This is a genomic window from Acetonema longum DSM 6540, from assembly GCF_000219125.1.
In the GTDB taxonomy this organism is placed as follows: domain Bacteria; phylum Bacillota; class Negativicutes; order Sporomusales; family Acetonemataceae; genus Acetonema; species Acetonema longum.
Genome location: NZ_AFGF01000170.1, coordinates 1 through 11,896, shown reverse-complemented (window position 1 = coordinate 11,896; position 11,896 = coordinate 1). Strand labels below are relative to the sequence as shown.

Sequence of the window (11,896 nt, the reverse complement as noted above, 5' to 3'; positions counted from 1 at the left end):
GTGCGATAAATAAAAATACTTCCGTACCCCATACATAACTGATATGGGACGGAAGGTATCCGCGTTGCCACCCAAATTGCCGGCCAATAGGCCAACTCCCTCGCACGCGCTGTAAAGGGCACGCCCTTCCGGCTTACCACCGTCAGCTCCAAAAATGGAAAAGCTTAAGCTCTCCCCGGTTCTCTGCAGAGATTTATAAGCCGTAGTCTTTCATCATCGCCGTTTCTATGCTTTTCCATTTTATTTATTATATCCGGGTTACCGGCAGTTTACAATGAAAATTCATTTTTCTGGAAAAGAAAGGTGCAGGGAACGCGGGAAAAGGGATGGTGTTTCGGTATGAGAGAGGAATTCTGCGATTTCCACCAGAACTTGATAAAGAAATATTCATGCAGCTGTCACTTGGACTTGAAAGGAGGATTCAATTTGGCCAAGCATAGCGAGATCATGAAGCAGGTATTCGCGCATATGTGGGGATTAGTCATTGTTGATCACTTGTGCCGTATTGTTTATATGGAAGAGAAGTATGCCAGATCAAGGGGATGCGATCCGGAAGCAGTCATCGGCTGTAATGTCAAGGATGTCGTGCCGACAAGCAAACTGCCCTTGGTGGTTGAAACCGGCAAACCTCTTCTGGGAGACGTCTTCTACCATAAGGGAAAGCCTTTAATCGTCAACAGGATGCCTTTGGTCAAAGACGGAATCCTTATCGGCGCCATCTCCTTTCAGGTTTTCGAAGTCGCCGAAACGCTGTTTGAATCCATCAAGGAACTGCAAAGCCAGCTTGACTATTATAAAGAAAAGGTCAAAAAGTATTCCGGCGTGCGTTATTCGCTGGCCGATATAACCGGTTCCAGCAGCGCTGCCAAACAAATCCGCGCGGCTATCCTAAAGGCGGCGTCTGTCAATTCCACCGTGCTCATCCAAGGGGAGACAGGCACGGGCAAGGAATTGGTAGCCCATGCCTTGCATCAGGAAAGCCGGCGGGCCCATTACCCTTTCGTTAAGCTTAATTGCGCGGCCATTCCTCAGGAACTGATTGAATCGGAACTGTTCGGATATGAAGAGGGGGCCTTCACCGGGGCACGGAAATCCGGGAAAAAGGGAAGATTTGAACAGGCTGAGAAGGGGACTCTGTTTTTGGACGAGATCAGCCAGCTGTCACCGGCGGCTCAGGCCAAACTGCTGCGGGTACTGCAGGAGAAAGAAATTGAACGGGTGGGCGGCTCTGACTCCATCCCCGTTGATGTCCGGATCGTAGCAGCCACTAACGACAGCTTGGAAGATATGGTCAAGCAGGGTACATTTCGCTCGGATCTCTTCTTTCGGATCAATGTTATTCCGATCAAATTGCCGCCATTACGTGAGAGAAGAACCGATATACCGCTGCTGGTGGAAAAATTCGCAGAAATATACGGAGATCAGGCGGGATTAGGAACGGTGTCCGTGGCCCCGGAGGCGCTGGAGCTCCTTATGAAATACGCGTGGCCGGGCAATATCCGGGAACTGGAGCATGCAGTCGAAAGAACGATTCATCAATGCAACAGCAGCCTGCTGGAAATGAAGCATTTCGAGTGGCTGGCGGCGAAAGTAGAAAATAGAGGCCACATGACAGCCGGGCGTGGGATACAGGAAGCCAAGGCGGCCACCGAAAGAGAAATGATTTTGAATGCCCTGCGAACTACCCAGGGAAATAAAAAGAAGGCGGCTGAGCTGCTTGACATCGCAAGGCCTTTGCTGTACCAAAAAATGCGACGTTTGGGTATCCAATAGCGCGAGCCTATGGTGTAAGTATAAAGAGACATGTAAGTCATGACTTACATGTCTCTTTGCGCTGTTTTTCAGGTGTAAGAGTAATTTTCCAAGATTCTTAAAATTTACATGTCATTTTTACTTACACTTTTGACGGGGCCGGACCGTATTGGCTGTCAACCAATGCCGGTCATGTGAGTTTAATTTTTATCATTGTAAAAAGTGCTTATTAACTTGCCGCTGCTGGCCTGGACTGACCCGATCAGCCGCCGGGTATGGCGCGGAGCGAATGCAGAACCGGCGTCAAGACGGAGTTTGGCACATTTTTTGCAATATATAAAATTGCGGAACAAATCCGTCGGAGCAAGTCGCTAAACCATGGTAGCGGCGATCCCTTCACGGCTAGGCGCAACTATAGGAGATGGAGGAATCCCAATGGCGAAAACCCAAAAAATCATCATTACGGCAGCAGTTACCGGGGCAACTCACACACCAGCCTCAGCCCCTATTTCCCGGCTACGCCGGAACAGATTATTACCGATGCTGTCAAAGCCCACGAAGCGGGCGCGGCGGTAGTCCATATCCATGCCCGGAATTCCGAAGACGGCAGGCCGACCTCTGATCTGGCAATCATGAAGCAAATCGTTGCCTCAATAAAAAAACAGTGCAACGCTGCCATTTGTATTACCACTGGCGGCTCGCTGCTGATGTCCAAGGAAGAGCGCCTGGCGCCGGCGGTGGAACTTCAGCCTGAGCTGGCTTCCTGCAACGCCGGGTCGGTGAACTTCGTATTCGCTGATATGGCAGCCAAGCTGAAAAATCCGAAATATGACTGGGAAGTGCCTTATCTGAAGGGGACCTATGATCTGATTTTCTCGAATACCTTTGCCGGCATGGAGTATTATATCGAAACCATGAATCAATACGATATCCGGCCGGAATTTGAGGTTTACGATGTAGGCATGATCAACAATATCGCCTATTTTTGCAATAAGGGCATTGTGAAAAAACCGGTTTACCTGCAGTTTGTCATGGGCATACTCGGTGGGATTCCGGCTACGGTGGAGAATCTGGCCTATCTGGTCAAAACGGCCCGGGAACAAATCGGCGATTTCGTCTGGTCCTGCGCCGCAGCCGGCAAAGCCCAGTTTCCGCTGGTAACCGCCGCCTTGACCATGGGCGGCAATGCCCGGGTGGGTTTGGAGGACAATGTGTATCTCAAACCCGGCGTCCTCGCTAAATCCAGTGCCGAGCAGGTCATCCAGATCCGAGAGATCGCCGAGCGGCTCGGACTGGAGGCAGCTACCTCCGACGAAGCCCGGAAGATGCTTTCCCTCAAGGGGAACGGGAAGGTCCATTTTTAAGAAAATAGGGGGAGATACAATGCGTACGGCTATTTTGGGGGCAGGGGCGCTTGGCATCATCATTGGCGCGCTCATGGCCAGGAACGGTAAACAAGTGGATTTGATTGATTCCTATAAAGAAAATGTGGATGCGCTAAACACCAACGGCGCCACGGTTACCGGCAATCTCAGCCTGCACCAGGCGGTAAAGGCCCTTACTCCGGAGCAACTGACCGGGAACTATGACCTGGTTATCCTCCTGACCAAGCAGACTGCTAATCAGGAGGCATTAACCCAATTTCTGCCTCATCTCCACAAGGAAAGCGTTGTCTGCACTCTGCAGAACGGCATTCCCGAAGAATCGGTAGCTTCGTATGTAGGCCGGGAGAGAACCATCGGGGGGGCCGTGGGTTTTGGGGCCACCTGGCTGAGACCTGGAGTGTCCGAACTTACATCCACGATGGAAGCGGTTGAAAAATTCGCCTTTGAAATCGGCGAGATAGATGGTGTCCTGCGACCGCGGCTGGAAAAAGTGAAAGATATTCTCAGCGCCGCCGGCGGGACGACGATACTGACCAACCTTATGGGCATACGCTGGGCTAAGCTTTTGATGAATGCTACCTTCAGCGGTATGTCGGCCACTCTCAACTGCAGTTTTCGCGATGTTTTGGCCGATCCTAAGGCCATGACCTGCATCGCGCACATTGCAGATGAGACCATTAAGGTATGCCATGGCAAAGGTTACCGCATGGTCAAAATGCAAGGAGAGGACATGGAGTCTCTGGAACTCAGCAGCAAGGCTGATATCCCCGGGAAAATGGAGTTTTACCGGAGGGTCTGGGGACGCCACAACAATAAGGCCAGTATGCTCCAGGACCTGGAGAAAGGCAAAAAGACCGAGATTGACTATATCAATGGCGCCGTCTGCCGAAATGGGCGGGAATGCGGTATAGATACCCCGTTCAACGACAAAGTGGTCGAGCTTGTCAAGGAAGCCGAGGCCAGAAAAGGAGTAAACGATTTTAGTTATCTCATCAGATTTGATGACATTATCGCCAGGGCGAAATAATACAAGGGACTTTGCCGGAACCCATCGTACAGTGTTATTAAAGAACGGAGGGGACATATGAACATTATAGCTGTTATTGGGCTAATTCTTGCCGTTGCGGTACTGATCGTCGGCGCCTATAGAGGCCTGGGCGCTCTGCCGCTGACTCTGCTTGCGTCGCTTGTGGTTATAGTCACTAACGGTATCCCGCTATGGGATGGCTATGCTGCTTCCTATATGACAGGTTATACCGGCGCCTACTTATCCCCTGCTTTTCGCCAGCTCCAGTCTGTATGCTGAACTGATGAATTTTTCCGGTTGCGCCACGACCATCGGCAATAAGTTTATTGACTGGTTTGGCAAAGCCAAAGTCATGCTGGTCAGCACATTAATTATCAGTTTTCTGACTTATGGCGGCGTGAGCCTGTTTGTGGTGGTCTTTGCGGTTGGCCCTATTATGTTCCTGTTATTCAAAGAAGCTGATCTGCCGCGCCATCTTACTATGGCCTGCCTTATCACCGGTTCTGCTACTTACACTATGACCTCCCTGCCTGGAACGCCGGCTCTGACAAATGTAATCCCCACTCAGTTCCTTGGCACCACACTCACTGCCGCGCCGGTACTGGGCATTGTAGCCAGTCTGTTCACTTTTGCCCTGTGCATGCTCTACATGAATTATGCAGAGAAAAAAGCCAGGTCAGCCGGTGAGCACTGGACATATCCGGATAAAGTAGATGCCGCCTTGTTTGAAGTTAAGGACCGCAGTCTTCTGCCTTCGGCAGGACAGGCATTTTTCCCCATCGTGTCTTTAATGCTGATTATTATTGTGGGCAGCCATTTTGTGGCGAACTCAACCATGCTGGCTATCGCTGCTATGCTGGTCGGCGCTCTGCTAACCTACCTTCTCAATATGGATAAATTCAAAAATAAGAATATGAAAGAAATTTTAACTAACGGTTTGGACGGCGGGATCAGCGGCATTGGCGGCCTTGCCGGTGTGGTCGGCTTTGGCACCGTGGTGCAGAGCTCCGCCGCTTTCAAGGCAATCGTCGCCTGGGTTCTAAGCCTGCAGATGAATCCATACGTCCAGGGCGTTTTATCCACCATGGTCGTATCTGCTGTCACCGGCTCCTCCTCCGGCGGTCTGAAAATCATGTACAACGCAATGGCGCCGAATTTTATCAATTCCGGCGCTGACCTTGAGATTATTCACCGCTTGACGGCTATTTCCGCTGATGCGCTGGACACGCTGCCTCATTCCCCGGGCTTGTTCCTGATGTTCGCAGTACTGGGCCTCAACCACAAACAAGCCTATAAGCATGTCTTTGCCTGCAGCACGATTGTCCCGCTTCTGATTACTGCGGTGGCTACAGCATATGCCGCCTTTTTTCTCTAAGTGAATAGGGTGCAAGGATTATTGTGATTCTGTGATAAGGGGAGAAGCCGGAGAAATCCGGCTTCTCCGGTTAATATCAATAGGGGAGGGCAAGGGCGATAAAGTGAATGCACAGAATTGGGCAATCAGCGAGAGACATGAGGCGGAGGACAATATGATGATTTTGCAAGAATTCTTTCACGTACTGCCGATTGTCAAGGAACTTGTCCGCGGCGACATCACGATGGCGGTATGCGACCGGGAAAAGTATATATTCAGTCTGATCAATCCTAAAATTAATACCGGTGTTCAGGCAGGAATGCCGCTGAAACCCGGGACGGCCATCGTCAGGGCAATAGACGAAGGAAGAGTCGTCTATATGCGCGGCGACAGAGAAATTTTCGGTGTGCCTTACATCGGAGCGGCAGCCCCGATATTTTCGCAAGAGGGTCAGGTCGTAGGGGCGGTAGCTTTCGTTGAATCGGTAGATGTTCAAGATGCCATGACCCATTTGGCATCGGAGTTATCAACGGCAATTACTACCATTGCCAGCACTATGGAAGAGGTGTCGGCTCAGACACAGGAAGTAGCGGTTGCCAATAAGGCGCTTGTAAAACTATCTTACGACTCCGGGATTAGAGTCCAGGAGACAAAACGAGTACTGGATATGATAAAAAACGTCGCTGGGCAAACTAATTTGCTTGGTCTCAACGCCGCCATAGAGGCCGCGCGTGTAGGCGAGCAAGGTCGAGGGTTCGCGGTGGTGGCCAATGAGATTAGAAACCTTGCCGACAGTTCGGCGGCATCAGTCCAAAAAATAGCCGATATCATAAAAAGCATTCAGTCCGACAGCCAGAATAATCAAGAGAAATTGGTGAATATCGACGAGATGACTTCGCAGATTGCCGAGGCCATCAATCACGTGGCGGAAGCGGTGCAGGCCGTCAGGGCGACGGCTTCCAAGCTGGATGATGTGGCGGAAAGCTTGAAGTCCCAAAATTAGAATGCTGTAGATACGCTGCTAAAATCAGCACTCCATACAATCCTGCCAATTCATTAAAGGCAGGATTGTTTTCGTGATCCTAACGGATTGTCTATCGGTTTGGCGGGATTTATCATAGCGGTTGTTGGTCAAGCTGTTTTAGAGGTAATGCAAGCACACCTCTCTGAGGTTAACGTATATTATAGCGTGGCTGTAATCTACGCACAGGGGGTTTTTAAAATGAATATCTTGTATGTTATATTCCTGGCCCTGGCCGTGAGCCTTGACTCGTTTGTCGCCGGAGCTACCTACGGCATCCGGCAGATTCGTATGCCCGCCGTGGCTTTGACTGTTGTCGGCGTTATAACCATGATCTGCACAGGCGTCGCGATGCTTCTGGCAGAAGGATTCGGTAATTTTATCGACCCGCACGTTGCGGCAATCATTGGCGCCGTACTGTTGCTTTGCATCGGGTTATTCAGCATCTTTCAGGAATACCTGACGCGAAATGTGGGTCCTTATGCTCCGGACTCTTCGCAGAAAATAACGATTCGCATCGGAAAATTGCTGATCCATATTATGGCTGACCCTGAAGCGGTAGACTTTGACCGTTCAAAATCCATCAGTGTCAGCGAAGCCATGATGCTGGGGCTGGCCTTGGGATTAGACAATATGGTGGCAACCTTTGCCGCCTGTTTATTAGGGATTCTGCCTCTATACACACCTATTGTCATGGGGATGATTCAGGCGCTTCTGATTCTGTTAGGGATTCATGCCGCCATCCGTTTTATGCCGGATAGAATCAAAAAGAAATTCCCCTATTTTTCCGGTGCGATGCTGGTACTGATGGGAATTGTGAGGCTGGTTAAATAAATCGATTTCGCGCGTCATTCAGCTGGCAATGAAAAAATAATAATTTTTTATCGTAAAGGAAGGAATCTTATCGAAATGGTAGAATTTTACCATCATAAAATATATTCTGAAAAAACGACAGGAATCATCCATTGAAAGCAATATTTTTTTGCCCACCTATAGTAATAAATTATCATGAGTGAAAATAATTTATTACTATGGAGTCTTCGGGAGGAGGACAAGTGTCTCGATGCAAGTGGGATGAACAATAGGTTAAAGGCTTATTTTTGTCTATGTCTGAGATAAATTCTTAAATGTCGGGAGGAAGTTCAGAATGGAAGTATTGGAAAAACTAGAACCTGCCGAAGTGTTTCGGTATTTTAGGGAAATCAGCAAGATCCCGAGAGGTTCAGGGAACGAGAAGGGAATCAGCGACTACTTGGTTTCCTTTGCGAAAAAACATCACCTGGAAGTCATACAGGATAAAGCGCTGAATGTGATTATCAAAAAGCCGGGCTCTAAAGGCTATGAAAACAGTCCGGGGATCGTAATTCAGGGACATATGGATATGGTCTGCGAAAAGAGGCCGGATATCAAGCACGATTTTCTGAAAGATCCCCTGGAACTGCGCGTCGTGGACGACATGCTCTATGCTGCCGGGACAACCCTTGGCGGGGACGACGGAATCGCGGTTGCTATGGGGATGGCGATTCTGGCGTCGGAGGAAATCGCCCACCCGCCGATTGAGCTTCTGATCACCACATCCGAAGAGACGGGCATGGATGGAGCGATGGCACTGGATCCCGCCAATATATCGGGTAAGACGCTGATCAATCTCGATTCCGAGGAAGAAGGCATACTGACTGTCAGCTGTTCCGGCGGGTGCTCGGCACGGATCCGCATTCCGGCTGCCTGGGAAACTGCGAATCCTCATGACCGCGTTTTCGCCATCACGGTCGAGGGTCTGCGTGGCGGCCATTCCGGTGTAGATATCCACAAGGGCAGAGCGAACGCCAATAAGTTGATGGCTCGTTTGCTGCAGCTTTTAAATACGAAAATAGATTTTCGCCTGGGCGCGGTGGACGGCGGCTCCAAACATAATGCGATCGCCCGTGACGCGCGGGCGATCGTCTGCATTAGCCAAGCCGGCGAATCCGCGTTGCAAGAACAGGTTTCCCGTCTGGAAAAGATATTGCACAATGAATTCAAAACGGCGGATCCCGATATCCGAATCCTTGTAAAAGCTGCGGAGCGAGCACCGGGCCGGGTCATGACCAGGGAGTCTGCAGAGAATGTGATCCATTTTCTGTATCTGATTCCCAACGGGGTCCAGAGCATGAGCATGGATATTCCGGGGCTGGTGGAGAGCTCACTGAACTTGGGTGTCGTTGAGACCAAAGAGAGCGGTATCGAAATCATCAGTTCGATCCGAAGCTCTGTCGGAAGCGTCAGGGAGAATATCTTTAACGCTCTCGTCGTACTCGGCAGCCTTGCCAACGGAAACGTTTCGGCTGAAGCGCAATACCCGGAGTGGCAATATAATCCTGACTCCAAAATCAGAGAAGTCTTTATCGCTGTGTACGAAAAGATGTTTGGCCAAAAGCCTTTGGTGACCGCTATTCACGCAGGTCTGGAATGTGCGCTTTTTGCGGAAAAATTCAACGGGCAGCTGGATATGATTTCGGCCGGTCCGACAATCATCGGAGTTCATACCGCCGAAGAGCATCTGAACATACCGTCTACTCAGCGGACATGGAACTATTTACTGGACATCCTGAAGGCGCTCAAGTAATCAAAAGAGGGGAGCAATAATCCGTAAAATCCGGATTACAGATAGGAACGCAGCATTATTACTAGATCAGAGGGAGTGTATTTATGAATAGAAAATTATCAAAAGAAGCGTATGGCGGCATATCCGGCAAGGAATATATCCCCTATATCTCGGAACGCTCTCAAAGCGGCGGCAATATTGCCGTGCTCATCATCGGCATTATTCTGGCCGCGCTGTTTGCGGCGTCCACGGCTTACTCGGGCATGAAGGCGGGTCTTACAGTCGCGGCCGGTATTCCCGGCTCCATTCTGGGCTCCATATTTATCATGATTTTCGCCAAATCCAGGGGCATTCTCGGCAAGACGCTGCTTCAAGGCATGGCCAGCGCCGGCGAAACCATTGCAAGCGGTATGATCTTCGTTATGCCGGCAGTTCTTCTGATTGGCGCCGGGGTTTCCTTCCTGGAAGGTTTTGTAACCGGCCTGGGAGGCGCTTTATTCGGCATCGGCGTCGCTTCGATGGTTCACAATTATCTGATCGTTGAAGAACATGGCCAACTGATGTATCCCGAATCTATGGCAATCTCCGAAACCTTGGTCGCGTCGGAAGGCGCCAAAGAGCCCCTGCGGTTTATGGGAGCCGGCTTTGGTATCGGCGGCGTTTTGACCGTTCTGACCGGATCTTTTCTGAATCTGGCCAATAATGTGATTAATTTCACAAATGAAACTTTTTACAAATGGAGATTCCAGTTAGAAGTGAACCCTCTGCTGCTGGGCATTGGTTTCATCGTCGGTCTGCCGGTAGCGCTCACCATGTTCGCCGGATCGCTGCTATCCAGTTTCGCCATTACGCCCATCATTGGCTACTTTGCTACTTTGGGGCAAGGCGGCCCGGCGGTATGGAACAACCCGGATGTCAGTGTCAACGCGATGCAGGTCAGTCATATTGCCGGCAGCTATGTGAAATATATCGGCGCCGGAATGATGCTTTCCGGCGGGCTGATCGGCGCTGTGCGGCTGATCCCCACCGTGGTTTCTTCCATACGGGAAACGTTCTCAGCCAAATCCGAAGCGGGCTCCGGTAACTCTTCCTCTCAGATGCTGCCCCTGCTCGGCGGCATCGTGATCGGGTTTGCCGGTGGCTTCATGATCTCCGGCGGTAACATCGCTATGGCGATTGCCGCTTCTATTCTCTCCTTTGTTCTGTCGATGCTGTTCGCCATCGTATCCGGCCGCCTGACCGGAACGATCGGTACCTCAAATCTCCCTGTATCCGGCATGACTATCGCCTCCATCGTGGTGTTGACACTGCTGTTTGTCGGCATGGGATGGTCAGGTATCGGCGACAATCGGTCGCTGCTGCTGTTCGGCACGTTTATCGTCACCGCAATTGCCGCTGGCGGAGGCTACTGCCAGTCGCAGAAGGTCGCCTATATCATCGGCGGCAACAAGAAAGAGATGCAGAAGTTTTTTGTCATCTCCTCTGTGGTTGGCGTCGCGGTTGTCACCGGCGTCATCCTTCTGCTCGCCGGTCAGCTTTCGATGACTGGCGACAACGTACCCTTTGCGCTGCCCCAGGCGAATTTGATGGCTACCTTGACTGCGGGAATTATGTCGGGCCAACTGCCATGGGTCATGATCATTTCCGGCGTGGTGATCGGCATCGTCCTGTTCCTGCTTGATCTTCCCATTATGACGGTTGCGATTGGGTTCTATCTGCCGATTTCCACGACTTCCATCCTGCTAATCGGTGCGTTGGTCCGTGTGTTCATAGAGAAGATTTCGAAGAGCGAGGAAGAAAGGGAAGCCAAAGTCTCCAATGGCGTCAGCCTATCGTCCGGCCTTGTTGCCGGTGGTTCGATTATCGGCTTGATTGGCATCATTCTTCAGGTGACGGGAGTGATCAGGGTCAGTGACCCGAGTGGTTTCGCCGCTTCCAACGGGATGGCTTTTATCCTCCTGGTTATCCTTGTCGTCGCATCCGCACTTCCACTGCTCGGGAGTAAAGCAGCACACGCTGACAAATAACAACGAGACTCTCAATATAGAAAGGGCGAGCAGGTGATCAAAGGATTGCCGCAAAATATCCCTGCGAACCCTTGCCCAAAATGCGCTTTGAATGGAATGAAGAATCCATTTCAAGGCGTATTTTTATTAGCGGTATACGGGAAGGAGTCCGGGCCTGTAAAATGAACTTGATAGTTTCTTATTAGCAGAGAAGGAATTTTATCAACCTGCTAGAACGTTACCAATATACAAATATATTTTGGAAAATGGTAGAAAAGAGTGTCAGGGAACGGGGCTATCGACAATACTATACTTTCTCTATTGATACTCCTGCTAGCTTTGCCTTGGGCTATTTTTATAGCGCGGGCTATTTTTGACGTAAAAAGAAAGTATATTGCAACATTGCCGAAGAGCCAAATAAGCTGACTAAAGCGGAAACTAAAAGGGTTTAAGCTTGATGAGACTCTCGTGAGTCTTATTTTTTTACTAAAATGCAAAGGATAGGGAAATGAGCATGATGGATCTATCGATTACTCCGGTAAAACTCCAGGGGAATGTAACCATTCCGGCTTCCAAGAGCCTATGCCACCGGGCGGTGATTTGCGCCGGGCTGGCCCGTGGAACGTCGGTCATCGGGGGCGTGTCGCTGTCCGATGATATCACCGCGACTATTGAGGGTATGCGGGCTATGGGGACAGAAGTTCGCATCCAGGCCGGACGCGTGGTCATTGCCGGAACCGGCGGGCTGCAGCCGGTTGAGACAGCCG

8 protein-coding genes and 2 pseudogenes are annotated in these 11,896 nt (G+C 50.5%); all 10 read left to right on the top strand.

Going from position 1 to position 11,896, the window contains the following annotated elements:
- Positions 1-426: 426 nt before the first annotated feature.
- Positions 427-1,773, top strand: a complete 1,347-nt coding sequence (locus ALO_RS15650) for a sigma-54 interaction domain-containing protein (RefSeq protein WP_004097696.1) — start codon at positions 427-429, stop codon at positions 1,771-1,773.
- 414 nt (positions 1,774-2,187) lie between these two features.
- Positions 2,188-3,116: pseudogene (locus ALO_RS15645) on the top strand (beta-keto acid cleavage family enzyme).
- Between the two features lie 19 nt (positions 3,117-3,135).
- Entirely contained in the window at positions 3,136-4,164 is a 1,029-nt protein-coding gene (locus tag ALO_RS15640) for a ketopantoate reductase family protein (RefSeq protein ID WP_004097692.1), read from the top strand.
- A 57-nt stretch (positions 4,165-4,221) separates the two neighbouring features.
- On the top strand, positions 4,222-4,443 hold the full coding sequence (locus ALO_RS22880; protein ID WP_004097691.1) for a hypothetical protein: 222 nt from the start codon (positions 4,222-4,224) through the stop codon (positions 4,441-4,443).
- 4 nt (positions 4,444-4,447) lie between these two features.
- Positions 4,448-5,539 carry a GntP family permease gene (locus tag ALO_RS15635; protein ID WP_004097690.1) on the top strand — a complete coding sequence of 364 codons (1,092 nt, stop codon included), beginning with the start codon at positions 4,448-4,450 and terminating at the stop codon, positions 5,537-5,539.
- A 154-nt stretch (positions 5,540-5,693) separates the two neighbouring features.
- The gene (locus tag ALO_RS23565) at positions 5,694-6,521 is read left to right on the top strand and encodes a methyl-accepting chemotaxis protein (RefSeq protein WP_040293622.1); all 828 of its coding nucleotides are present in this window, start codon (positions 5,694-5,696) and stop codon (positions 6,519-6,521) included.
- A 219-nt stretch (positions 6,522-6,740) separates the two neighbouring features.
- On the top strand, positions 6,741-7,373 hold the full coding sequence (locus tag ALO_RS15625) for a manganese efflux pump (protein WP_004097687.1): 633 nt from the start codon (positions 6,741-6,743) through the stop codon (positions 7,371-7,373).
- Between the two features lie 313 nt (positions 7,374-7,686).
- On the top strand, positions 7,687-9,144 hold the full coding sequence (locus ALO_RS15620) for an aminoacyl-histidine dipeptidase (protein ID WP_004097684.1): 1,458 nt from the start codon (positions 7,687-7,689) through the stop codon (positions 9,142-9,144).
- Positions 9,145-9,227: 83 nt separating this feature from the next.
- Entirely contained in the window at positions 9,228-11,150 is a 1,923-nt protein-coding gene (locus tag ALO_RS15615; protein WP_004097683.1) for an OPT family oligopeptide transporter, read from the top strand.
- A gap of 487 nt (positions 11,151-11,637) precedes the next feature.
- A pseudogene (locus ALO_RS15610) lies at positions 11,638-11,896 on the top strand (3-phosphoshikimate 1-carboxyvinyltransferase); the annotation flags it as partial.

Excerpts from the sequence above, each read along its gene's own strand:
- ALO_RS22880 (WP_004097691.1), top strand. The coding sequence starts at position 4,222 with ATGAACATTATAGCTGTTATTGGGCTAATTCTTGCCGTTGCGGTACTG.
- ALO_RS15640 (WP_004097692.1), top strand. The coding sequence starts at position 3,136 with ATGCGTACGGCTATTTTGGGGGCAGGGGCGCTTGGCATCATCATTGGC.
- ALO_RS23565 (WP_040293622.1), top strand. The coding sequence starts at position 5,694 with ATGATGATTTTGCAAGAATTCTTTCACGTACTGCCGATTGTCAAGGAA.
- ALO_RS15625 (WP_004097687.1), top strand. The coding sequence starts at position 6,741 with ATGAATATCTTGTATGTTATATTCCTGGCCCTGGCCGTGAGCCTTGAC.
- ALO_RS15620 (WP_004097684.1), top strand. The coding sequence starts at position 7,687 with ATGGAAGTATTGGAAAAACTAGAACCTGCCGAAGTGTTTCGGTATTTT.
- ALO_RS15635 (WP_004097690.1), top strand. The coding sequence starts at position 4,448 with ATGAATTTTTCCGGTTGCGCCACGACCATCGGCAATAAGTTTATTGAC.
- ALO_RS15615 (WP_004097683.1), top strand. The coding sequence starts at position 9,228 with ATGAATAGAAAATTATCAAAAGAAGCGTATGGCGGCATATCCGGCAAG.